The sequence below is a fragment of the Bacillus sp. LLTC93 genome, from assembly GCF_002993125.1.
GTDB classification, from domain to species: domain Bacteria; phylum Bacillota; class Bacilli; order Bacillales; family Bacillaceae; genus Bacillus; species Bacillus zhangzhouensis.
Genome location: NZ_PVME01000003.1, coordinates 475,839 through 498,932 on the forward strand (window position 1 = coordinate 475,839; position 23,094 = coordinate 498,932).

At 38.9% G+C, this 23,094-nt stretch carries 24 protein-coding genes and 3 pseudogenes; 7 read left to right on the top strand and 20 right to left on the bottom strand.

The window, feature by feature from the left end; genetic code table 11:
- The first annotated feature begins 67 nt into the window (after window positions 1-67).
- Entirely contained in the window at window positions 68-574 is a 507-nt protein-coding gene (locus C6W18_RS11900; protein ID WP_105927680.1) for a hypothetical protein, read from the top strand.
- Window positions 575-625: 51 nt separating this feature from the next.
- Entirely contained in the window at window positions 626-814 is a 189-nt protein-coding gene (locus C6W18_RS11905; RefSeq protein WP_034325201.1) for a hypothetical protein, read from the top strand.
- A 174-nt stretch (window positions 815-988) separates the two neighbouring features.
- Here C6W18_RS11905 and C6W18_RS20465 read toward each other — a convergent pair whose 3' ends face one another.
- The gene (locus C6W18_RS20465; RefSeq protein WP_262982642.1) at window positions 989-1,111 is read right to left on the bottom strand and encodes a hypothetical protein; all 123 of its coding nucleotides are present in this window, start codon (window positions 1,109-1,111) and stop codon (window positions 989-991) included.
- Window positions 1,112-1,624: 513 nt separating this feature from the next.
- On the opposite strand from C6W18_RS20465, the gene C6W18_RS11910 reads away from it, so the two are divergent.
- Window positions 1,625-2,071: a MarR family winged helix-turn-helix transcriptional regulator gene (locus tag C6W18_RS11910; RefSeq protein WP_105927681.1), complete on the top strand. Its 447-nt coding sequence runs from the start codon at window positions 1,625-1,627 to the stop codon at window positions 2,069-2,071.
- 32 nt (window positions 2,072-2,103) lie between these two features.
- Window positions 2,104-3,048 (top strand): acetyl-CoA carboxylase carboxyltransferase subunit alpha, encoded by a 945-nt coding sequence (locus C6W18_RS11915; RefSeq protein WP_034325088.1) that lies wholly within the window; start codon window positions 2,104-2,106, stop codon window positions 3,046-3,048.
- 209 nt (window positions 3,049-3,257) lie between these two features.
- On the opposite strand, the gene hemB is transcribed toward C6W18_RS11915, so the two are convergent.
- The gene (hemB, locus tag C6W18_RS11920) at window positions 3,258-4,253 is read right to left on the bottom strand and encodes a porphobilinogen synthase (protein ID WP_105927682.1); all 996 of its coding nucleotides are present in this window, start codon (window positions 4,251-4,253) and stop codon (window positions 3,258-3,260) included.
- A gap of 68 nt (window positions 4,254-4,321) precedes the next feature.
- Between hemB and C6W18_RS20640 the strand changes: the two are divergent.
- The 3 genes and pseudogenes from C6W18_RS20640 to C6W18_RS11940 form a co-directional block, all read left to right on the top strand.
- Window positions 4,322-4,893: pseudogene (locus C6W18_RS20640) on the top strand (MDR/zinc-dependent alcohol dehydrogenase-like family protein); the annotation flags it as partial.
- 695 nt (window positions 4,894-5,588) lie between these two features.
- Entirely contained in the window at window positions 5,589-5,807 is a 219-nt protein-coding gene (locus C6W18_RS11935) for a hypothetical protein (protein WP_105927683.1), read from the top strand.
- 114 nt (window positions 5,808-5,921) lie between these two features.
- Window positions 5,922-6,413 (top strand): hypothetical protein, encoded by a 492-nt coding sequence (locus C6W18_RS11940; protein WP_105927684.1) that lies wholly within the window; start codon window positions 5,922-5,924, stop codon window positions 6,411-6,413.
- 369 nt (window positions 6,414-6,782) lie between these two features.
- Here C6W18_RS11940 and C6W18_RS11950 read toward each other — a convergent pair whose 3' ends face one another.
- The 18 genes and pseudogenes from C6W18_RS11950 to C6W18_RS12035 all read right to left on the bottom strand — a co-directional run.
- A complete protein-coding gene (locus C6W18_RS11950; RefSeq protein WP_105927685.1) occupies window positions 6,783-7,571 on the bottom strand; it encodes a DUF3800 domain-containing protein in 789 nt (262 codons plus the stop codon).
- Between the two features lie 87 nt (window positions 7,572-7,658).
- Window positions 7,659-8,468, bottom strand: coding sequence for a peptidoglycan recognition protein family protein (locus C6W18_RS11955; RefSeq protein ID WP_105927686.1), 810 nt, complete (start codon window positions 8,466-8,468; stop codon window positions 7,659-7,661).
- A 55-nt stretch (window positions 8,469-8,523) separates the two neighbouring features.
- A complete protein-coding gene (locus C6W18_RS11960; RefSeq protein ID WP_105927687.1) occupies window positions 8,524-8,787 on the bottom strand; it encodes a phage holin in 264 nt (87 codons plus the stop codon).
- Between the two features lie 19 nt (window positions 8,788-8,806).
- A complete protein-coding gene (locus C6W18_RS11965) occupies window positions 8,807-9,085 on the bottom strand; it encodes a hemolysin XhlA family protein (RefSeq protein ID WP_105927688.1) in 279 nt (92 codons plus the stop codon).
- Window positions 9,086-9,149: 64 nt separating this feature from the next.
- On the bottom strand, window positions 9,150-9,347 hold the full coding sequence (locus tag C6W18_RS11970; protein ID WP_105927689.1) for a hypothetical protein: 198 nt from the start codon (window positions 9,345-9,347) through the stop codon (window positions 9,150-9,152).
- Between the two features lies 1 nt (window position 9,348).
- Entirely contained in the window at window positions 9,349-13,284 is a 3,936-nt protein-coding gene (locus tag C6W18_RS20320; protein ID WP_223251693.1) for a phage tail protein, read from the bottom strand.
- A gap of 11 nt (window positions 13,285-13,295) precedes the next feature.
- On the bottom strand, window positions 13,296-14,063 hold the full coding sequence (locus C6W18_RS11985) for a distal tail protein Dit (RefSeq protein ID WP_105927690.1): 768 nt from the start codon (window positions 14,061-14,063) through the stop codon (window positions 13,296-13,298).
- Window positions 14,060-18,841 (bottom strand): phage tail protein, encoded by a 4,782-nt coding sequence (locus C6W18_RS11990; RefSeq protein WP_105927691.1) that lies wholly within the window; start codon window positions 18,839-18,841, stop codon window positions 14,060-14,062. Before C6W18_RS11990 ends, C6W18_RS11985 begins: the two co-directional genes overlap by 4 nt.
- Before the next feature lie 4 nt (window positions 18,842-18,845).
- Window positions 18,846-19,154, bottom strand: a complete 309-nt coding sequence (locus C6W18_RS11995) for a hypothetical protein (protein WP_034647808.1) — start codon at window positions 19,152-19,154, stop codon at window positions 18,846-18,848.
- A gap of 20 nt (window positions 19,155-19,174) precedes the next feature.
- On the bottom strand, window positions 19,175-19,681 hold the full coding sequence (locus tag C6W18_RS12000) for a tail assembly chaperone (protein ID WP_105927692.1): 507 nt from the start codon (window positions 19,679-19,681) through the stop codon (window positions 19,175-19,177).
- A gap of 68 nt (window positions 19,682-19,749) precedes the next feature.
- A complete protein-coding gene (locus C6W18_RS12005) occupies window positions 19,750-20,025 on the bottom strand; it encodes a fibronectin type III domain-containing protein (protein ID WP_317615001.1) in 276 nt (91 codons plus the stop codon).
- A pseudogene (locus C6W18_RS12010) lies at window positions 20,012-20,535 on the bottom strand (phage major tail protein, TP901-1 family). Before C6W18_RS12010 ends, C6W18_RS12005 begins: the two are co-directional and overlap by 14 nt.
- Window positions 20,536-20,548: 13 nt before the next feature.
- On the bottom strand, window positions 20,549-20,947 hold the full coding sequence (locus C6W18_RS12015; protein ID WP_105927694.1) for a DUF3168 domain-containing protein: 399 nt from the start codon (window positions 20,945-20,947) through the stop codon (window positions 20,549-20,551).
- A gap of 15 nt (window positions 20,948-20,962) precedes the next feature.
- Window positions 20,963-21,382, bottom strand: coding sequence for an HK97-gp10 family putative phage morphogenesis protein (locus C6W18_RS12020; protein ID WP_105927695.1), 420 nt, complete (start codon window positions 21,380-21,382; stop codon window positions 20,963-20,965).
- A complete protein-coding gene (locus C6W18_RS12025; protein WP_105927696.1) occupies window positions 21,375-21,716 on the bottom strand; it encodes a phage head closure protein in 342 nt (113 codons plus the stop codon). The genes C6W18_RS12020 and C6W18_RS12025 overlap by 8 nt, the downstream gene beginning before the upstream one ends.
- Window positions 21,710-22,006 carry a phage head-tail connector protein gene (locus C6W18_RS12030; protein ID WP_105927697.1) on the bottom strand — a complete coding sequence of 99 codons (297 nt, stop codon included), beginning with the start codon at window positions 22,004-22,006 and terminating at the stop codon, window positions 21,710-21,712. Before C6W18_RS12030 ends, C6W18_RS12025 begins: the two co-directional genes overlap by 7 nt.
- 15 nt (window positions 22,007-22,021) lie before the next feature.
- Window positions 22,022-22,306, bottom strand: coding sequence for a fibronectin type III domain-containing protein (locus C6W18_RS20325; RefSeq protein WP_223251708.1), 285 nt, complete (start codon window positions 22,304-22,306; stop codon window positions 22,022-22,024).
- A pseudogene (locus tag C6W18_RS12035) lies at window positions 22,295-23,092 on the bottom strand (N4-gp56 family major capsid protein); the annotation flags it as partial. The pseudogene C6W18_RS12035 and the gene C6W18_RS20325, both read right to left, overlap by 12 nt.
- Between the last annotated feature and the right edge of the window lie 2 nt (window positions 23,093-23,094).

The following is a 23,094-nucleotide window of genomic DNA, read 5'->3' on the forward strand; positions in this document are numbered from 1 at the left end:
TACTAACTAAGCTTAATATTCGTTGAAAGTCTAATTTCTAAAATATATTCAAAAGTAGGAGTTCATTATGGAAAAGCTAAGTACTTCTAAAGGCTTAATATTATCAACGGTTGCAGGAATTTCTGTTTTTATATTCACACCTTTTGCAGAAGCAAATGCTGCTAGAGGTCTCGAAAAAGAACAGTCCTATTCTTATTCATCTGTAAAACCTTCTTTTGATCAAGCAAAAGAGCTTACAATAGATGAGATTGCACAGTATTGGAATCTAAATGAAGAAGAAACTGCAAAGTTCGAAAAAGCAATTAAAGAAGCTCAGTCAAAAACAAACGGAGAAGCTACTGTACACGGTAAATTCACATGGGCTATAAAAACAATAAAAGAAGCCTATGACCAATTACCGACAAAACTGAAAGTAATGATAGGCGGTGTTACAGGGTTAGAAACAATTCTAATAACTCTAGAACATTATACAGGCGCTCTTGAACATGGCATTTATTTAGGCACTCTTAAAGTGACTGGAAGTGAGAATGCAGCGTGGTGGGTTGCTAAAACCATCATGTTGTTCGTTTTTTAAAATTAAGTAAAACACACCTAAATGGTGAAACAACAAGGAGGTGCTTGGTTAGTGACACAAGAAAATAAGGCATCCAAAAGTTTGTTAATTACTTTGCCCATCGCTATTATAGCTATTGTGTTGATTTTAGGAAAAATTGATACACCTGTAACAAATATTTTATTTTATGTAGTCGCTTTCGGTGTAATGGGTTTAACTGTTTCAAGCTTAGTAAAAGACTACAAAAAAAAGAAAGATTGATTACTTGTCCAGGGAGCTGCTTTATGTAGCTTCCTGTTTGTGAAAACAGGATAATGAACCACACTGAGAAATACAAAAGTCACTCTCGATTCTGAACAAAACTGAAAGGGTTCGTCCCCAATCCGTCCCCATTTTAAAATAACAGACCCTCAAGGTCTGTTTTCATTTTGCCTATTAGTTTTCAAATGTTGAGTTTGGATCGATCATCGTTGTGTTTCGATCTGCTGCAATACTGTACATTCCTGCAGTTGAAATCACCGTAAGAGCAATCATCGTAAAATCCTTCTTAAAAGTCATACAAACCATCCTCTCTCTGAATTTTGAGTTGTGTTTCTAATATCTTTTGATCAGCAACCGTAGCTTCTTCAAATCGACCTTGTTTCCCCCTACTCATCTGGATATACTATATAACTTGCTTCACAGCAGAAGCGAATAGCTGTTTCTGCGCTAAATACTGAAACACCTCGGCAAGCTGCTCCTCATTTATATTATTAACCTAAATCGCTTCTAAGATTTTCATAAAGCTTGTTAGGGGCTTCCTCACATGCCCATCAACTTAAGAATTTAGATTTTCGTTTTTGGGGTAGTTTTATTTTCTTAGCTTGATTGCGATGAGCGGTACCCCATAAAGGTCCCTGATACATAATTGATGTTCTGCCATTTGTAGAAAACAATCCACTTAAACCATTTTAACAAGAAGAAATATCTCGTCCATGTTGTCATATTGGCTTATGTTAAGCTTGTGAAAAAATCATATTGATGTATAATACAATTGATGTATGATGCACGAATTGTAGGAGGGTGACCTTTTTGAAAAGAGAAGATGCCTTAAAACTAAGAACAGATATTAAGAAAATGATTATAATAACTGGGGTTTTTGAATCTCAAAATTTGCCCAATGGACCATTTGAAAAACCTCTACCAACTTCTCAAATGATGGCGTTAGAGGAATTAGAGGTGGAAAGATTAACTGTTTGGCAACTATCCAATAAACTTAGATTAGATACTTCAACTGTAAGTAGATTGGTAGATAAGTTAGTAAAAAAGGGGCTTGTTTATCGTGAAGTAAATGAAAAAAATAGAAGAGAACTTTTTCTGCACCTCACAGAAAAAGGTCACATTACTGTTAATCGCTTAAGAGAACAATCCCTTATATTTTATCAACGTATCCTCAATAATTTATCAGAATCAGAACAAAAAATAGTTGTGGATGGTTTTGAATTATTTATTGATTCTATTTCTAAGTCTTTTGATTAGAGTGAGGTAAATCATAACCTTTGGAGGATAAAATGAGTTTGGATTTTGAACGTCCTATTATTGAACTAAAAGAGAAATTTGATGAATTAAAGAAAATGATGAAAGAAAATAATGTAGATTTATCGTCAGAAATTCATTTATTAGAAAAACGTTTAAATAAAATGCAAGATGAAATTTATTCTAATCTTACACCTTTTCAACGAGTTCAAATTGCAAGGCTACGTAACCGGCCCACGACATTGGATTATATACCTTTATTGTTTACAAACTTTTTCGAACTTCATGGTGATCGATTATATGGTGATGATAAAGCAATGATAGGTGGTATTGCAAAATTTAAAGAGATGCCCGTTACGGTTATTGGTCATCAAAGAGGTAGAAGTACAAAGGAAAATATAGAAAGAAATTTTGGAATGTCACATCCAGAAGGATATAGAAAAGCGCTAAGACTTATGAAACAAGCTGATAAATTTAATCGCCCTATTATTACATTTATTGATACAATAGGCGCCTATCCAGGGAAAGGGTCTGAAGAACGTGGAATTTCTGAAGCGATAGCTCGAAATCTTTTGGAAATGGCTACGCTTAAGGTCCCAATTGTTTGTATTGTAATTGGAGAGGCATCAAGTGGTGGAGCTCTTGGCATTAGTGTCGGTAACCATATCCATATGTTAGAGTATTCATGGTACTCGGTAATTTCGCCAGAAGGAGCAGCATCTATCCTATGGAAGGATGCTAAGTATGCTCCAGAAGCTGCTGAACATATGAAAATTTCAGCAAAAGATTTAAAACATTTAGGAATTATTGATGAAATCATTCCTGAAATTAAAGGTGGAGCACAAAATGATATAAAATCACAGGCAAAAATGATTGAATCTGTGATCGAATCATCTCTAAAAAAATTGATACCATTATCCTCGGAAGAGCTTATACAACAGCGATATGAAAAGTATAGACAAATAGAGAATTATAAATGAAAATATTTAAAGTCCATATTACATTTAGGAGGATTCTCGCAAAGAATTCTAAATATTTTGTAAGTAACCTCTTAAACTGGATATGCTGATACTATTAAAAGGTGTGTGATCGGTATGAAAAAGGATTTTCTTCCATCAATACTTTTTCTGAAGGTCCTCAAATCGTCCTCATAAAAAAACAGACCCTGCATGGTCTGTTTTCATTTTGCCTATATGTTTTGAGATTCTCCATCTCTCAGTCGCCGAGCCATATCTAAAGCAAAATAAGTCAAAATGCCATCGCATCCGGCGCGTTTGAACGACATTAATGATTCTTCAATTACAACATTTGCATCAAGCCAACCATTCTGAATAGCTGCCATCAACATTGAATATTCTCCACTAACCTGGTAAGCAAAAGTAGGAACTTTAAATTCCGATTTCACCCTATGTATGACATCTAAATACGGCAGCCCTGGTTTTACCATGACCATGTCTGCGCCTTCATTCAAATCAAGCGCTACCTCTCGAAGGGCTTCATCGCTATTGGCAGAATCCATTTGATAGCTTTTTTTATCCCCAGATAATACATTCCCCAGAGCTTGACGGAAAGGACCATAGAAGCCGGATGCATATTTCACCGCATACGATAGAATTCTTGTATTGACCAGTTCCTTTTCCTCTAAAGCACTCCGTATAGCACCTATACGCCCATCCATCATGTCGGATGGAGCTACAACATCAAAACCAGCTTCCGCAAGTATGATGGCTTGTTCGGATAATCTACTTACACTTTCATCGTTTACGACATAGCCATTACGTAAAATTCCATCTTGCCCATGAGTGGTGTAAGGATCTAATGCAACATCACCGATTAATCCGAGTTCCGGGAATGCTCTCTTAAGCTCGCGGGCTGCCCGACAAATCAAATTATCCGGATTTGTCGCCTCTCTCCCATCTGCATCTTTTTTTTCTGGATCGATAACAGGAAATAGCGCAACTGCTGGAATTCCCAATTCTACTGCCTGTCCCACGTGTTCAATAAGTCGATCCAGTCCGACTCGCAACTGCCCTGGCAGCGAAACAATTTCTTCCTCTCCCGGATGTTCCCGAACAAAAACTGGCCAAATGAAATCATCAGCAGACAATCGATTTTCAGCGACCAATCTGCGGCTCCAGTCATTGTTTCGATTTCTTCTCATCCGAATGGACGGAAAACTCTCCATCAATATCATCTCCTACTGTTTTTTTACCTAGTGGTTTTATTATTGCTCAATTATATACCGACTTTGAACAAAAAGCTCGATTTCCAGCTGGATTGGATTGTTCCTTTGCCAAATAACTTGACTTTAAAAGAAGCAATGATTTTTGGAACAGCAGGCTTTACCGCAGCTCTTTCTATCATGGCTTTACAGGAAAATGGTATGAGTACGAAAAATCAACCTAATATACTCGTTACGGGGTCAACTGGTGGAGTTGGTAGCATTGCTATAGTTAGGAGAGCTAAAAAAACCATTAAACAAGCAAAAATTTGACTTCGTTTTAGATACCGTAGGAGGAGATGTGGCTTCTGTGATCATTCCTCAAATTTCTTATGGTGGAAGCATGAGCATGTGCGGGAATGCAGGCGGAATTAAATTAACAACAACTGTGTTACCTTTTATTCTGAGAGGAATCAACCTTCTAGGGATCGATTCTGTAAATGTACCAATCAATAAACGCAAAGTAATTTGGAACGAGATAGCAAACGAATGGAATATCTCCCAAACGACCCTAGTCAATGAGATTACTCTCGATACGTTACCTGAAAAAATTGAAGCCATTAAAAATGGTCAACATTTAGGAAGAACCATTATTAAATATTAAGATAAACGAACTTTATTTATTTAAATTACACCAGACAAATATTGAATGTATTGATGCAGTACCCCATCCCAAACAGGTGGGGGTACATCTATTCAAAAAAGAGCGGGACATGCTAGTGCTAAAACAACCTCAGATATTTATAGTCATGTCACAAACAAATTAGAATTTAACACTGCAGAACACTTTAATCGTTTTGATCCTAAAAATACTGAGAAACAATCTGGCGGATAAAGTTCGTCCCCAATTCGTCCCCAATCAAAAGAAACAGAACAAATATTCGTTGTCAAAAAACAAAAAACCCTTGCTATGCAAGGGTTTCAACGATGATTCCGACTGGGCTCGAACCAGCGACCTCTACCCTGTCAATGTGGATTACTCTAACTGAACATTTAAGAGGATTCAGTCTTAAGTGCAGTTGTATCAAGGGGTTTGAATACTCTTTCTGTTTAAAAATATGCATTTTTGATGAAAAATGAAGAGTTTTGGCCCCAAAATGGCCCCACATGGGGTCATTTAGTTAAAATTAAAAAAGCCATCCATAAGGACGGCCGAGGTGTGAGTAATATAAGAAGAAAAATCATTGAAATATACGAATTTTTATAATCCCGTTTCCGCGGGTAAACCGTATACTCTAATTATACATCACACTTAGACACCGAACAAACATTCTGTTAAAATATTTTCGAGGTGAGAGTATGACTGATCTCGAAAGGAAAATTTATCGCATCATTTATAATATGAGCCGTTTACGCAATAACCCCACAATGGAGGACTTAAAAATAAAAACAGGTAAAGACGAACAATCTATAAGAAAAGCCGTCAGAAATCTAATGTCAAGAAATGAACTGGCATGGGATAAGGAGAAGCAGGAATGGCGTTTTAATAAGAACATTTCACAATCTCGTCACAAATGACGGGACTTTTATTTAGTCTGTTTTTACCATTTTTATAAAAAGTATGGAAAATAAAGCCTGTTAATTGTTACCATACGGGTGTAGGACAATACTTTTAGGGGGAGGATGTTTAGTATGAACGGTTTATTGCGTAAGCTCAATGTAAAACTTACACTTGTATTAACACTTATTGTGACTCTTGGAATCACATCTGCTTTTGGTCAGGCATCAGCCAAAGAACAATGGGACCCTCAAAAGCAACAAAGAATTGCACAGGCTATTTTTGAAGCTGCTACATACAATGAAGTAGATAAAACTTTTTCCTTTGATGAATCCAAAGTTATCAATGCTGGTTTACCAAAGGATATTTCATTAGAGATCAAAAATCATTTAGAATCATTGGCCGGAACTGATGCTGAAAAAGTGTATCAAGATCAATTAGCTGCACAGAAAAAAGGTGAAGCGACAACTATGGTTGCTCCGTTAGTGATATGGGCGGCCAAAGTATTGGCTGGGGCAGGTCTAGCATGGTTAGGTAAAAAGCTTTTAGATATGGGCGGCCATGAATTTTGCAAACGTTACAAGAACGAAAATAAAACAACTAAGTATGTTTGCAAATTCCTTTAATTTTTGAAAGGAAGTGGTTTTTTTGAGAAAAACAAATTGGTTTCTGTCTGTGTTTATAACTGCTTTAATCTCCTTTGTAATTCAATCGGGATTAAGTAAATTCGGCGTGATTAACATGTCAAATATTTGGGCAGATTTGGTCAGTTGGATAGTAATATTCTTTGTCGTATTTATTGGCGTTGAAGCGTCTTTTAGAACGATCAATAAAATGAGACATCGAACTGAATAAAGACAAACAAAAAAGCCCCTCCAAACGGAAGGGCTTTTCAATAACTTTTAAATATGTACAAAAGTAAAAAAGGAGCCCGCGCATTCGCAGTCCCCTTTATCTACCTTTATTATACACCAATTAGCTTATTTGTAAACAACTCAAGAACAATTTTTTTCAATTTCCTGCACTAACTCTCTACTTAAACCAAATGGGAAAGTTTTAATTCCATATCCTATCGGTGAGTTACTCGCACTTTTATAAACTTTATTATAAAAGTAAGGAACAGAAGGATGGCACTTCCCAGTAAGAAAAGTTCTCGCTAAAGGATAAAGACAGATATCAACTAATTGATGCCCTGTCTCGTTCTCTTTTTTTGATACAAAATCCAGTCCTGTTATAAAAGAAAGTTCAGAGGCACTTACCTGACCAGTGCCATTCCTTTTGTAACGTTCAAATGTATTTCGCAAACTCGCATTTTCTTTTTTGTCTCTACTTTCTGCAATAATCCTACATCTGGTTCCTGGCAATCGTTTTGCAATAAGAAAAAAGGCCCGTTCCAAAATAAACGCAAGGGTTAAATCATATGGATTATCTGGATCAATATACTGTTCTCTATGCTTTTGTTTGTCGATCAAAGAAACACAGAATGCAAAAGGGGCTTCAGCAACAGCACTATTTAAATCATCAATAAAATTTCTTCGAACTTCTGCATTTAACAATATGTTGAAATTGTTTTTAGCTTTTCGAATTTCTGTTGAATGGAGAACCACACTTCTTTTATTGAAATATTTATATTTAAAATTATCAAAGCAAGGGTTTATTTCATTTATATATTTTTCAGTTCTTATAAAAGCTGCACCAAGTCCAAATATAGGGTACGAAAGATCAATATGTTGTAAACTATGATCTCCTGTCTCATCCAAAAACATTAAAAATTCTTCTTCCAAAAGGGCCCTCTCCTTACACTTTTAATACAATTATACTAAATTTATGTTAGGCAGGTAAAATAAAAGAGAGGAATTTTTTGAAAAATTCTACTGATTCAAGAGACTTTCTAATACAGTTCTGGTTCTAGGCCCATAAATGCCATCAGCAGCAAGCCCATGCATGAGTTGGAACCGCTTGACCGCATCCGCTGTTTTCGGTCCATAATAGCCATCAATCCCGTTGTTTTTTGCTCCTTTGTCCGGGTAGTAGTAAACTGCCGCTAGGGCTTCCTGTACGGCTTTTACGCCTGCTCCCTTTGTAAGAGGCTTTGTAACTTTTAAAATGCCAGAAGGTAAATTGCATGCCTTTTTAGATGTTGTTTTAGGCTTAGTTGTACTTTTTGTTGGTACTGATTTTACAGGTTTCGCGGTTGCCTTTTTACCCGTGTGAGCAGTTGCAATACCTGCTTTGAAACTGTCCCAACGATTAAGCAACTTACGAGGACATTCTTTTCCGCTCCAATGCTTGTGCGGCACAACGTTTGAAAGTGAAATACCTTGCTCTGTCATCAGCTGGCGAATCAACCATTGAGCATTTTCGACCGCCTTCTCAAAATTGCCGTCTGCATTTTCACAAATTTCAATGCCGATCGATTTCATATTTCCCGTTCCTCTGCCGTCTCCTGCGTGCCATCCGTTTTCGTTTAACGGTAAATGCTGATAGATGACATTTTCGTCCACAGTGTAATGCCAGCTAACGGCTGTACTAGATCGTTTAACGAAAGCTACATGACTTGATGCGTTTGCCCCTTTTGCTGTATTGGCTGTGTTATGGACAGTAATATATAAAGGCTTCATATAGTTGCCCGGACGGTTCTTATTACTTCTCGGAATGAAGTCTTGAATGACTTTCACCATGTTATCTTCCCCTTTTAATATATTTGATATAAAAAAAGCCACCCGAAGGCGGCTTCTATTTTGTTAATCCCTTTTGTTTCAAGACTTCCTTTTGTTGCTTACCTTTATAAGTCACATAGTTGTTCTTAAACCATGTGATTAGCGTCATAATCGTTGTAAAGAGTGTTGAGCCAGCAACATATAAAACGTTCGCTAAATTGTTTACGGACTCTTCATCCAATGGTAAAGGCGTCTTGCCAAACATAACTAAAATTTGATTGATCAATGCAATTAAAAGAAGCACTGTTCTTACCACAGTGCCTTTGTCTAAATTTTTCATATTCAATTCCCCATTTCATTTATTTTTGTAAGAATGTGAATGCAAGGGCAATCACACCACCAATTACACCCGTAATAACAGCCGTTATCATTGCCCCTGTGATTGTTCTCTTAATCCATGTTGTGTTTTCTTCAATTTTGTTAAGCTGATTGTTCAAGCTGATAATTTGCTGATCATGCTTGTCTTGACCTCTTTCAAGTATGTTGACACGTTGCGCCAAAGTAGTATGACTGTTTTTTAATTCTGAGATTTCTTTTTGAATGATGTTCACATCGTTAACCTCCGTCATTCCTGACATGAGTTAGCCCCCCAACCTATTGCATGTTTTATACACCTCCTCAAAGAAGGCAAAATAAAAACGCCTATTCAGCGTGGTTTGAATCGTTTTGTTTTAATTTAAGTAATTCCTCTTTAAGCTGCTTGTTTTCATTGTCACATATTGTATATTGCGCCCTTGCTTCGGCAAGCTCTAAATGCGCTTTTGTTAACTGCTCTGATAAAGCCATTGATTTGTAAAAAAACAATTCTTCTTTTTCTGTCACCGTCTGTTTATTCTCCATATCAATTCCCCATTTCTTTCACCTGATTTTCTAAAATGTTAACCCTATCTTTCAATTCCTTGACGATTGGTATTAATAAGGCATACAAGCGGTCATACATAACGCCTTCGATTTGCCTTTCTCCGTTCTTATCCGGTTCACTCCAGAAGAGATATTCATTCAATCCCGCTTCATAAAGATCCTCGGCTATTAAACCCGGCACTCTTTCAAGATAAGGTCTATCTTCATCATCTTCACTACCGGATTCCAATATCTCTGAATACGATTCAGCAACTTGTTTATCAAACCATGTTTTCGGTTTCAATTTCAAAATATTTTCTAGTTTGTCGTTAGGGTATTCTTCGATGCTTATCTTGTACTTCTTCGATGAAACGACACGGCCCAATGTTCCATATTGAGTAATATACACGTTCGCTGATCCCGTGTACGACCTATCGTATATATCAGACGACCACACACGTTTTCCTGTATTATCTCGTCCTAGAGAAAATGATCCGTTATAAGCCCCACCATCTAATGTAATTCCGCCGTTTTTTTCTCCGTGCCCTTTTATCTCAACCGGTCCAGTAAAAGTTGTCAAAGAGACCCCATTGCCTCCTACTATATTAACTAAATTTGGAGATCTTAAATTAATATACCCTACAGATCCATACAAACTTATATTTTCTGCTGAAACAGAATATGATTTGTAATAAGATTCAAGGTATGCTTTTCCGTTAATTAATAGACGTGGTTTGCTACTTACGGAGTCTACCATAAACCACAAAACATCTTCGTCATTCTGTGAAAAGACCGCTTGAGTACAACTATTAGTTACGCCTGCCCCATTAGAAACACCCGGGTTTGTTTCTAACCTTAATTTATGCGAAATGTTTTCTTTTTTGGATGTTGAAAAAAACTCTATACCGCCTCTTCTTACCTCAACGGTACTAATCGGCTCTTGTGTTTCATTCTCACCAATTCTATTTCCATATTCCTGTGTAATGTAACCTGCTTTAATTGAAAGTTGTTCATATCTTTTTACAGTAAGATCGTGAATGGTTTTTCTTAATTGATAAATCTGATCTGCTTCAATAAACGATTCAAATGCAGTTGACCCCGAAATAGGTTCAATCCTCGCTCCTCTTATAAGCGACCCCTCTATCGTAATACCTTTTATCGTGCCAGCGTTAATTTTATCAGCAGATAGATTAGCTATTTTGGCATTTGTAATGGCACCATCATTTATATGAGCAGTGTCAATGATAGCTGTGCCTAGATGCGCTTTCTGAATTGCTGCGTTTTGAATGGCTGCCGTTCCTATCGCAGCATCGTTCACATGAAGTGCTGTAACAGATTTTTCCGTTAACATTACATCATAAGGGCTTGGTGACCATTCTTTTATTTCATTGCCTGTTCGTAACTGGACATTGCGTATATCAAATGAAACAGATGTCACATCTAAAGTTTCAATACCTTCTATTGTCGTTGCTGATCTCGTAACACTTCCTATAATGGTATCTTGTGAATTTGGCGTAAAATTGACCCAAGTGGAATTATTGTTGTATTGCCATTGTGAGCCATTATATCGTACCACCCTGAAATCGTATGTTTGTACAGTGACCCCGCTTGTAAACCTTGATTTATCTGATCCAGTAAACATTAAAAAAGCATTGGTTTCTGTAGAATTTGCCCCTGTACCTTCTAAGCTTGTACTAATTTCTGTGCTTCCTTTTGGGAATTTGTAAATAGTTCCGTCTGGTGTAGTAAAAGAAGCATTTTCACCGAAGATAACTTGAATTTCCCCCGGGTTGTACGATGCGGCGAAGTTCATATTTTTTAAGAACTTTATGTCTCTTACTCCCCCGCCACGTTGAATCCCATTTACTGTTACTGCGGGCACCCTTCCACCAATCCCAGCTATAATGATGTAATAGTCCGAATTGGTTTTTCCGGTAAATTCAAACGGAATATCATATCTTACAAATTCTTCTTCTGGAAAATTTGTTATGTCCGTGTATGGCGATGGAATCAGAACACTTTCCGTATTAGTAGAAGTTGTATTTCTTCTTGCGTAAACAAAATTGAAGTTATCCATCAAACCTCTTTTGGCTTCAAATGACAAGATATATTGTTTTCCGTTTGTTAATTTCAATGCTTTTCTTTGACTTGTTAATATCCCGACAGCACTGTAAGTCGAATTCCTCATTACAGTAACGACATTAGACCTTTCATTTTCCTTGAAGAAAAGAAGACCCGAATTCATTGCTGTTAAATCACTTGACCTTAAAAGAGAACCCGGCAATATATTAGAATTCTCAATGTCGGTGTACAGTTTTTCAGCTGTGACAGAAAGTGATGCCAGTTTTTCAGCTGTTACAGCACCAAACATAATATCATCGGTAAGAATTCTTACGTTTTTTGCTTCATATTCGTCTGACCAATCACTAGCCGTTCCATGTGTGTTTATTGCTCTCAAACGGTAATACCATACTTGATCAGCTTCCACGCCGTCTTGATGATGCCAGCCACCTGTTTTGCCTCGGAAAATAAGCTGTGTAGCTGTCGGAGTAAATCCCTTGTTTTGTGATGCATACACTTCATATGCGGCGATAAAGGACCTCGGGTCATAATCCCATGTAAGTGAAATAGTCTTGTACAGACCTTCTACTTTGATATTTGCTGGACGTGGCGGCTTCGTATTCGGAAAACTGCCGTCCGTCACATTTCCGGCATCCGGCTTCCGCTCCCAAGTACCACGGTTGCTATCAATGATCTTTTGCAGCTGCTTTACTCGGTCATCACCTTGTAAAGCTGAAAGAAACTGTCCTATTTCAACGATACAGGTATTTTCAGGATCGGTTATGTCGTATTCCATTGAGATAATTCGCTGTGAAGTCTCAATCGGGATAGCAAAATTACGATCAATAGCGATGGTTGTATCTCCAAGATCGACATGCTCATGCTCATACCCCTCAACGCCTTCAAGCAGTTTTACTGATAGTTCATAATTGACTTCTGTTTTTGATGCCACAGTAATCAGATGATTGTAAGTAGCTTTCAAAAGCTCTTCTTCATCTTCAATATCTTCATCGCTGAAAATATCTTCTCTATGGATCAATGCCCCGTTTTTCAAGCGGCCGTATTTTTGCAATAAAGCAGGATCGCCTACCCACTCTTGGCCCTTTGGTTTGTCTACTGGATCGCCTTTTGATTTTTTCCACTCAACTTCCGAAAAATCAATGAAACGGGAATAACCACCTGTTTCTTCTCCGTCATCATCTGTTGTCTCTAATGAAGCACCGTAACCGTATAATGCCGTTTTTGGATAGCTGATCACAGTACGTCTGATACTTTCAGTGTCCTTGTCTATTTCAAAACGTTTGCCGCTGTCTTTTCCTCTTCGTGATAATACCTTGATAGTACGTTTGGTGATGGTATTCCCGTCAAACTCCACCACGTCTTTAAACTCGCCGCCCCATTTGTTCAAAACATCGCTCAGGCACTCAAGCACGTTCATTTTATAGAAAGATGTTGAATTCAAACCCAGCTCGGTTGTTACTTCTGCGGTCCAGCGAGTTCGTTCGAACACTTGATCAAGAAAATACTGTGCTGTTTTATCTTTTGGCCGCTTCTCTTTAATGATTGTTTCAGCCAATTCCATCATTGCGGCTTCACATGTAACGAGCGTATTAATCTCGGAACCATCATCTGTATCATCAAGCTCTTTTATAACAAACGCCCGCAATTCGCCGTCCTTATCTCGGAACACGACTTGATTCTCTTCAAACAGATACTTAGCATCTGGATGTGAAGCATCTGCAATAAAAGAAAAAGAAGAACCCAAGTTGAGTTCTTCTTTGTATTTAGCATCCCAAAAATTACATGAGTCCTGTCCGTCACTGGACAGAACAGCCAAAAGTTCATCTTCTGGCGATAAAATGAATATTTCAGCCATGACGGACCCCCTTATAGATAAGCTTCGTTGAATTTGATACTACTTTTATGGCTAAACCTTAGCTTGACTGGCTTTTGAGCAGGAAAATCAAAAAACTCTGATTGAATTTGCAGACCATTCATAATCGCTTTTCCATTGTTCATTATTTTTCGTTTAGCAATGTCAATCACAAGCGTGTCACCAACGATGAAATTATAAACAATTTTAATAGTTTTCTTCACGCTATTATCTGAGTTTAGAAGAGACACCTCATATGAATTGGCTGCTGCCGTAAATACACATTCAATCTTTGGTTCGATTGTCGCTAAACTTGGATTCGTAAAAGTCCTCAAGCCGCTCTCAAATTCATAAATCGCCGATAATCCGTATTTTTTTGGATCAGAACAAAGGAAGGTTAGTGTGGCATGCTGCAAACCTCCCTTTGTCTCACCCTCTGTCAAACTCTCAAATATTGCGTTATATGTCCTGTCTGGTTCATCGAAGAAAACAAGCGGCTTTTCTTCATCTGTGTGAAGAATATAGTTCAATTCCTCCTGTTTTTTCTTCAATTCACTTTCACTACTGAATGCGAATAGCACTTCTAGGGTTATCACTCTAACGGGTAACCTAGTACCACGAAGAAAACCGCCTGCGCGGTTCCCTATCGTGTCAATTTTCACTTCTCGACCTACAACACCCCTGCCGCTTGGTGTCTCTTTAAGGTAGAAATATTGTGATATATCGGTTCCGTTAAAAGTAATCTTCCATTCATTGGGGACAAGTTTTTGATAATTAATCATGTGATCCTCGTCCTCCTTGCGTTAGCTCTCTTCTGCTCATGTTCTACAGGTTTTGCAACACCTTGACCAACCTTTTTGCTATCCATTTCTATAACAATAACTTGCTCAGGCAGTTCAATGTTTTGCAGCTCTGCGCTTAACTCGTGTTTAACCGCTCCTATTTTACTGTTTGTAATAGAAGCATCGTAAGCGATGTTTAAATCTTCTTGTTTGATATACATTGCATCTGTTACGGCATTCATTGCTTTACTCACAGTACCCACGCCTTGCTGAATCCCCACAGCAATACCAGCTGGCACCATGACACCCACTTGGTCACGCATTAAACGTGAAGGAGAATGAATTTTTAACTTCTTCTTGATAGTTTTCTCGATTGTGGCAGCAATAGTATTGGCTTCCTTCGCAAGCTCTCCTTTCATGCTTTTCATACCTGAAATAATTCCTGCCATCGTGTTATAACCAATTGCATTTCCACTCTTTTTAAGTGATCCCAGTTGCTTAACATTTACAGTTAATTGGGAAATTTTATTCATGTAATCAATTTTCAATTTGTTCAGTTCCGTATTTGCTGCACTTCTCAATTCTGCGATCTTCTTGGTTGTTTCGTTTTTGAGTCCGGCAAGCTCTTTTGTCGCTTGTTCACTCGCCATATTGTGCTTCTGTTTCCATAGAGAGATATATTTATCTAACTCTGGTTCAGACATAGCAGCAATGGCTTTAATTTGATCAGCAGACCCCACGCCCATTTCTCTTAGTTCCTCAACGAATTCTTTTGGAGCATTGCTTGATAGTTTTGATAGGTCGGACTGGAAACCTTTCATTCTATCTATTTGTGCTTGCAGGTTATTTAACAACTTGGACCCACTGACTTTTTCTGTGGTGACACTATCAAATAATCCCATAGCGTTGTAAATGGAATCCGTACGATCTTTAAGAGCGTTCTTATACTCTTCATTGGCCTTCTTGATGTCGTTGGTTAACTTATCGTTTATGCTTTTAAACTTGGACAAATAGCTGTTATTGGCGGAGAGAAGACCTTTATTCAGCTTATCAGCCGCTTTTTTCTCATCATCTTTTTTCTTCTGCGCTTCTTTCTGAAGTTTGGTTCTAGTTGCATAGATTTCTTTCTGTACCTTATTACGCTGCGCAGCAGTCAGTTTTTCTTTCTTTTTAATCTTTTCAAGCTGCTTGATATATGTCTGACCGCTTATTTTTTTTGTGTCATATTTCACTTCTGCATTAGCGATCTTTTGAGACACTTTCTTTTGATAAGCAAGCTGCGCTTTTGCCTTTTTGCGCTGTGCCTCAAGTGCCTTTTTCTTTTGCTGTGATTGTGCTTTTTTCTGAGCGTTATATATTTCCCGCTGAATCTTTGCGTTTTGCGTGGATGTTAGCTTGTTTTTCTTTTTAATCGCGTTCAGTTGTTTGATGTATGTCTTTGAGCTGATCTTACCTGTGTCAAACTTGGTTTCCACAGCTCTAATCTTGTTATCAATGCCTGTTTTTCTTCTCGCATTCGCTTTACGTGCCGCAGCAGCTTGTTTTTTCTTCAATGCTGCCGCTTGCTTTTGTGCTTTTTTCATTTCAGCTTGTGATGCTTTTTGCGCCGCCTGCGTTGTCTTTTTAGCAGAAGAAACAACTGTATTTGTTGATCTATCAAGACCTACAGCCATACCAGCACCCAAGTTATAACCGATCTCATCACGCATCCAGCGTGAAGGAGAATGAATGTTAAATAGTTTGGTAAAGGTGTTTTTGACGTTACCCACAATATCAGATGCTTTTTTATATAAGCTAGAAGCCATCCCGCCAACGCCACGGATTAACCCTTGAATGATGTTCTTTCCGATGTTGTAAAGGTTAATTCCTTTGAAGAAAGACATCACTTTATCCCAAATGCTCTTAATCTTGCTTCTTACGTCATTCATTTTGCTTCCAACAGTATTTTTTATATCGTTGAATTTTCCAGAAACAGCCTTCCATATACCGCCGACAACATTTGCGACTGTCGATTTGATCTTATTCCACACACTCCCGATAAAAGTCTTTACTGTGTTGAAAACAGTCGTTGTCGTACTTTTGATTTTGTTCCAGTTGTTCACGAAGAAGTTCTTAATTCCAGACAAAACGCTGCTAAAGAATGATTTAATCCCATTCCAGACTTTAGATGCAGTATTTTTTAAAGCGTTCCAAACTGTTGTAACAATCTTCTTGACAGTGTTCCAAGCTGTCGTGAAGATAGTTTTATATATCTTAAATAATGTCGTAAAATACGCTTTTATGCCGTTCCATATGGTCATTGCGGCTTTCTTCAATCCATTCCACACAGCTTTAACCACTTTAGAAATGGCATTCCAAACAGTTGTGAAGATTGTTTTGTATATTTTGAAAAGCGTTGTAAAGTACAATTTGATTCCATTCCAAATCGTTATCGCTGCCTTTTTAATTCCGTTCCATATACCAGTTATAAAGTCTTTAATTCCACCCCAAACGCTTGAGGATATTTCCTTAATACTTCCCCACAAAACTTTTAGAAAATTCAAAATTCCATTCCAAGCATTTTGCGTAAAGCTAGTAACCTTGTTCCACAAGTCTATAAAGAATTTAGAAATAGGCTCCCAGTATTTAATAACAAGAAATACTGCTGTTCCAATGGCCGCAATTGCTAACAATATAGGGTTTGCCATAAATACCTTTGATACAATCCCGAAAGTTGTTCCGATCAATTTAATAGCTGACCCGACTTTTGTTGCTATTGCTACTATATCTTGCCACCTCAAAAAGAGTGTGGAGAAAGAAACGATCATCGGTGTCAAAGCTCTTACTACACCAATAGTAGATAGGAAACCTGCAATTAATTGACCGATTATCGGATTTGCTTCCATTGCTGCATTGGAAAATTTCAAAAAACTATTTACATTTTCCAAGATCGTTTTCCCCAGTGGTGCCATTCCAACAAGAAGATTTATTATAGTCCGGGAAATTTGACCAAGTGTGCTCCACACTGTCGGTCCTGTTTTTTCGATGTAGGCAATGAAGTTTTTAAAACCTTCTGTATGTTGAACTGTACCGGCCCATTCTCTAAAACGAGCGGTCATATCAACTAAAGATGTAAGCATGTCTGCTGACATTGGACCGAACGCAGCGAATAAGCGGCGTAATGCGCCTGAAAAGTTTGTGATAACTTTTAAGATTTTCGGGCCGTTTTCACGGGTATACGAAATAAAGTCTTGGAATCGTTGTGACGAGCTTAAACCAGCCGCCCATTTAGCCCATGAAGCTGTTGCTTTTTCCATGCTTGCAGCCATATCATTTCCTAGTGGACCAAAAGCCACAATAAGGTTCATGACTGTTCTCAAGACGTTACCAGCAATATTTCCAAACGTCACAAATGCTTGACCAGCATTGTTGTTCATCCATTTGATGAAGTTTTGCAGGTCAGGAGCTTTAAAAGCATTATCCATGTTTTTTGATAATGTAACCGCTCCATTTGCGACACTCACAAACATCGGTCTAAGACTATTCAAAACCGTCTTAAACGTTGTGAGAGAGTTGGTAAATGATTTAAGGATAGGCTTCTGGGTTATGCTTGCGATCTCTTGCCAGTTATCTTTAAAATCTTCTAAAGTAGCAAGGGCTTTCTTCTCTTCTTTTCCAAGCGACTGTTGCAACACGTTTATCTGTTCCATGATTTTAGCCCGCTCTTTTGCATTTGTAGCATCATCTAGCTTGGCTTGTAGCTTATCTAAGTCTTGCCCCGTTTTAATTACGTTACCAATAGATGTAACAGCTAATGCACCAAACGCCACGGCACCCGTTCCAGCAGTAGAAAAGGCACTAACAAGCCCCATTAATCCACCTGTAGCAGATCCAATCATTGGCCCAAGTGAACCAAGCACACCAACAGCACCAGCTAAAGCGGGAGCGATGGCAGGTAATAACGCTAACAATCCACCACGTATAGCATTCCCAAATACCGTTGAAATTGAATTTGTGATTTTTGCTAACCGGTTCATGGCATTTTCAAAGTTGTCAAGCCTGCCCTCAATCTTCACCCAAATTTCTCTCGGTATTGTCGCTAAAGCTGCTCTTGCAACAGCTACTGACCTTATCAATGCTGCTGCACTTCCGTTTATTACTGTTTTGACTCTATTCGGTATACTTGATAATGCTGTAAGCCCTGTGGCAACTCCCAAAAGAAGTGGCCCCTCATTTGCTGATAGCACTGTTGTTACTCTGGAAGTAATCGAAGCAAGAGCGGTACGAGCAACAGCAACCGTTGAAACAAGCGGGCTGGCATTACCTGCAATGATTGACGTTACCCTTTGAGAGATAGTAGATAATGCCGTACGTGCGACAATTACAGCTCGTCCTAAAGGAGTAGGATTCCCGGCAATGACGGTTGTCACCCTTTGGGCGATAGACCTCAGCCCCGCTTTAGCACGAGCTATTGAACTAGTTAATGGATTGTTATCACCCGTAAAGTAAGTATTGATCCGTTGAGGTATTTCTCGCAATTTTTGACGAGCCATTCTAACAGCCCTAGTTAAAGGGTCTGCATCGGCATCCAGGTCAACTCGGTTGCGTTCGTGTCGGCGCAAGAAACTATCCATCTGCTGTTCTGCCTCTCGTACACGCCTTTGAAAATCAGCAATTTCAGCATCTACTTCAACCGTATGATGATCGCGCATGCGGCGCATCATATCGTTCACTTTGTCCATTTGCTTTTTGAATTTACGTGTTTGTGCCTCGACAACCGCCGTTAATTTTTCGATCAAACCCTCACCCCTCTTCTTTTGATTTTCTAAGTATGTTCCGTAATCCAATGTTGAGATCGTTCAAGCGTTTGGCATCCACTTGATTTTTGAAACGGTTGCTAGTGACATCACGCTCAAGATCAGCCCTAGCTTTTTGTGCATCAAACATTTGTGACGGCTTAACTTTTTTAGCGTTATTCGCATACCGATGAAACATTGCGTTAATTGTCATTCGCTCTATTTCATCAATTTCACGCAGCTTGGCCGCCTTGAGCTTGCGTTTATACTCGTTTGGAGTCCATGACATGATGAGATCGTTGTCATAGACACCCATCCAACGAGCTGCATCTTCAATTACTTGGAGGTAGTCAATCCCGTCAACTCTTTGCGGGCTTGTTTCAGCATTTCCAAGTATTCCTTGCCGGTCTCTTGTTCCTCGATCCGCTTCGCTGCCATTTCTGGTGTCTCGTTCGGAGCAACTTTCTTCGGTTTGTTCATCTTCTCGAGTAGCGTCCAGTTCTGACGAATCTTTCCTTTGAAAAAACCAGCGTTTTCAAGTGTTTGGAAAGCTTCTTTAACCAAGCGATCCACCGCGTCACCTTTTGTATCTTCTTCAATGATTTTCATAATTGCATCTTCGATTTGTTCTGGAGACGGTTTACTCCCTTTAAGATGAGAAAGAGCGCAATCCCAAAAAGCAGATAACATAAAAGCATCTTCATTGAGTAAACCCATGTAAATGTTAAGCGTTCCGCCTGCTTTGTCTTCCTCTTTCGTTGTGTATTTCTCGTTTGCTGTACGATCAAATGCAAAGTCACATCTTGCTGTATATTCTTTTGAACCAATTGTTAAAGTAGCCATTTATAAAAACCCCCGATTTGTTTTTTGTAATAGAAAAGGGCCTCTATTATCTGGAGGCCCTTCAAGTGTTATTCTCCTGTTTCGGCTGGTGCCGTCTGTGTAACGATTTCACTCATTGGAGACTCGCCAGCTTCATTCACTGCTGTCACATTCACTGTTAATTTGGTATCAGGGTTCATTCCTGTTGAAACATAACTTGTGTCAGTGACGTTTTTATCAAGACGCTTATCTGCGCCTCTGTATACGTTATATGAAGTCGCCCCTTCTACCGCATCCCACTTTACTGAAATACTGTCAGATGTGGCGGTAAACGATAGATTTTGGGGCTGCTTAGGGTGTCTCAACTTTCTTGTTAAGCTCGCCGAACTGTTTAAAGCTGTCAGCTCCAGCGGTAGAACGGATTTGAGCAATGAAAGCAGGATCTAACGCATTTAGCTCACCTTTTTGCGTTTTACCCAATACAGGTAACGTTGTTGAAACCTCAATAAATCCATCCTGTGGCGCGCTTTTCTCAAGGTTTTCAATAATGGCATGACCATATTCCGAATCATGCTTCCCATTTTTATTTAAGTTGAGATTCACTTTCCAAACCTGGATAGCTTCTTCATTATCAAATGCCGCTTCAATGGCTTTTTGACCCGGATCATTGTCCGCGGCGTAGAAAGATAATTCAACAGATTCACTTTTGTGCCATACCCAACGATACGGCCTGACTTTGTACTTTCATCCAGCGTGTCCTGCTCTTTTGTGTGAGAGCCTTCCGTCTGGAATGCAATAAATAAACCCTCATCATCTGCCGCATCCATCGATTGAACAAAATAGATTTCATCCTTACCATTCAATAGGTTTACCACTAAAACCACCCTCTCAATTGTTTATCGTGTATCTCATTCGCAAGATACCGTGTTTTGTATATCCGTCTATGTCTGTGATGACCTGCATCCCTCGCAACTCAGAACGGCATAAAGAAAAGCCCTCTACTTCTAGGGGCCTTTTTGTCAATGCTTGCAACATGAAGTCTATGACCTGTTGTGCTTCCTTTTTCCCTGAATAGTCTGACCAGCAGTGTAAAACCACGTTTACAACCTCGCCAGCAGATGTTTTTGTCTCGAACAAGGCCACATCGTCATCACCCATTGAGACATAAGGCTTTTTAATATCTTTGGAAACCGCATCAAAAACGCCTGTAACACGTTCGTTCAATCGCTTATCCATTGATAGCCTTTCAAATATAGCAGCCTGTAACGGCCACAATGATGAGCGCATTTAAGCAGCTCCTTTCTATTGCATTTCCCTTGCGAAGTGCCGCATGCCCTCTTCGACAGCTGGGTTAAAGAATGGCTGTGCCCTCATACCTCTTGTCATCACCCATCGGCCTAGCTTTTCATCATAATAGACCCACGGTGTTTGACGGCCGCCGCCTTCCTCTGCATAAATTCCTGTTCCGTATTCAACATATACGGAGTAATCAGCACCAACAGTGATGATGGCTTTCAATCCTTCGTCACGATATTCAACCTCAATCGAGTTTTTAAGGTTCCCACCATCAATCATTGCTGTTGGTGCGTTAATGACCGCATAACTATATATCAGTTCTGCTGTTTCTGTGACCACTTGTTTTGCTCGATCTATGACTTTGCGCTCAAATTTCTCAACCGTTTTCGCCATCTGTTTCGCCCATTTTCCGCTTACCTCAGCCATTGAGCACCTCTGAAACTTGGCATTTGAGACACATGATTTCATTTTCCCCGCCTTGATCAATAGGGTCTGATTTCAACGTGAGTATTTTATTTTTGTGTTTAATTCTCATGGTCTTTTCAATGTCCTCTCTGTACTCGAAATAGACATTGTGATCAACTGGGTTTTGTAGCTGTTGAGCTTGATAAAATTCTCCCGATTTAACACTTGTCACCCGAGCGGGAATTGTCAGATGGTCCACATACTCTTCATTGTAGCCACCGCCACCGTCCGGCACTTTTTCAAGCTTTTGAAACGTGATTTCATGTGGGAACTCTTCAAACACATAACTCACCAATAAGCCCTCCTATACGGGTACAGGTACTTAGTGACCGTTTCAGGAAAATCAGTGTCATAAGAGTACGACACATCACCCATACTTCGACTTGCCAAACCTGCTGGCTTCATGTTGAACTCAACAGCTTTCGCAACAAAGATTTTTACACCCGCTGGCAGGTCATCTGCATCAAACTTGTTCTTACAAAAATCAGAAGCGTATTCAACAAAAATAGGAACAACCTCTGATAAGTAATCATCATGCTTATCTGTGGTCATTCCTATCATTCTTTTTACTTTTTGGATGTCCATTGGATCACCCTTTCATTAGCCTGCTGATTTTGTTGTGCGAGTGACTAGGTTTTCTGATTTCTCTGATTCACCTGCATCATTAATCGCAACAACAGCAAACGTATATTGAACATCTGGATTTAACTCTGTTGAAGTATGAGTTGTTTCCGTTGTGTTCGTTACTTTTTTGCCGCTTCGATATACATCGTATGATGTCGCCCCTTCTACTGGAGACCATGAAATAGTGATTTCATTTTCACTTGCGTTCTCTAATTGTAGATTTTGGGGCGCGTTAGGTGTAGTAGCAAGCGTAATTTTAATCGCTTTGGATTCATCGTATAAGTAAACGCCATAATGCTTGTCAGCTGTTGCAACAGTTGTTTTCTTCGTAATGTTTCTGTCTGTTTCAACAAAAATATCTCTTTTCAAGAACAGACTTAATGCACCACGTTTAACGAGATAAGCCGTTCCTTCTGGAAGTTTCTTTGTTCGTACGATTTGAGCACCTAGCAGTTCACCGAATACACCTGATACAAGAAGACTATCCCCTAGATCTGTATTACGTGTCCAACTATCTGAAGCTGATTTCCTTAAAGCAGCAATGTCTTTAGGAGTACCAAACAACAACATATCTTCTGGATCTTCATCATTAAAAATGCCGATGGCTTCATCCAACGTATCGACATCAAATGATGCTGACTTACTTTCATAGATGAGTGTTGCTTGACCTAAAGCCTCAAGCAGATCATTATCAACTTTGTTGCTGATAGAAAGAGATAGTTGATTGACTGCCTCGCCTTTTGGATCACCATACCCTGACAACATTGCCTCATCAGTAATTTCTACACCTTTACCTGCTTTTTTAATGGTAAACGTCTCAGAATCACTAGTAAGCAAGTCAAGGTCGATTTCTGCGCCCTCAGCAACATCTTTCGCATCACCAATGTATTTCCACTTTGGTACAGTGATAGTGTCACCCGGTCTTCCCTGCAATGTTTTGTCAACATTAGCGAATGGAGCAAAACGAATTGCTTTGTCCAACTTCGCTGAAATCATATCGGCCATGACCTCTGGCACAATCATATTTTCTAGTTTTGTTAAAGCCATTT

Bases quoted from the DNA above. Each gene is read 5' to 3' on its own strand.
- C6W18_RS11900 (WP_105927680.1), top strand. From the start codon at position 68: ATGGAAAAGCTAAGTACTTCTAAAGGCTTAATATTATCAACGGTTGCA.
- C6W18_RS20465 (WP_262982642.1), bottom strand. From the start codon at position 1,111: ATGACTTTTAAGAAGGATTTTACGATGATTGCTCTTACGGTGATTTCA.
- C6W18_RS11915 (WP_034325088.1), top strand. From the start codon at position 2,104: ATGAGTTTGGATTTTGAACGTCCTATTATTGAACTAAAAGAGAAATTT.
- hemB (WP_105927682.1), bottom strand. From the start codon at position 4,253: ATGGAGAGTTTTCCGTCCATTCGGATGAGAAGAAATCGAAACAATGAC.
- C6W18_RS11935 (WP_105927683.1), top strand. From the start codon at position 5,589: ATGACTGATCTCGAAAGGAAAATTTATCGCATCATTTATAATATGAGC.
- C6W18_RS11940 (WP_105927684.1), top strand. From the start codon at position 5,922: ATGAACGGTTTATTGCGTAAGCTCAATGTAAAACTTACACTTGTATTA.
- C6W18_RS11955 (WP_105927686.1), bottom strand. From the start codon at position 8,468: ATGGTGAAAGTCATTCAAGACTTCATTCCGAGAAGTAATAAGAACCGT.
- C6W18_RS11960 (WP_105927687.1), bottom strand. From the start codon at position 8,787: ATGAAAAATTTAGACAAAGGCACTGTGGTAAGAACAGTGCTTCTTTTA.
- C6W18_RS11965 (WP_105927688.1), bottom strand. From the start codon at position 9,085: ATGTCAGGAATGACGGAGGTTAACGATGTGAACATCATTCAAAAAGAA.
- C6W18_RS11970 (WP_105927689.1), bottom strand. From the start codon at position 9,347: ATGGAGAATAAACAGACGGTGACAGAAAAAGAAGAATTGTTTTTTTAC.
- C6W18_RS20320 (WP_223251693.1), bottom strand. From the start codon at position 13,284: ATGGCTGAAATATTCATTTTATCGCCAGAAGATGAACTTTTGGCTGTT.
- C6W18_RS11985 (WP_105927690.1), bottom strand. From the start codon at position 14,063: ATGATTAATTATCAAAAACTTGTCCCCAATGAATGGAAGATTACTTTT.
- C6W18_RS11995 (WP_034647808.1), bottom strand. From the start codon at position 19,154: ATGGGTGTCTATGACAACGATCTCATCATGTCATGGACTCCAAACGAG.
- C6W18_RS12000 (WP_105927692.1), bottom strand. From the start codon at position 19,681: ATGGCTACTTTAACAATTGGTTCAAAAGAATATACAGCAAGATGTGAC.
- C6W18_RS12015 (WP_105927694.1), bottom strand. From the start codon at position 20,947: ATGCGCTCATCATTGTGGCCGTTACAGGCTGCTATATTTGAAAGGCTA.
- C6W18_RS12020 (WP_105927695.1), bottom strand. From the start codon at position 21,382: ATGGCTGAGGTAAGCGGAAAATGGGCGAAACAGATGGCGAAAACGGTT.
- C6W18_RS12030 (WP_105927697.1), bottom strand. From the start codon at position 22,006: ATGGACATCCAAAAAGTAAAAAGAATGATAGGAATGACCACAGATAAG.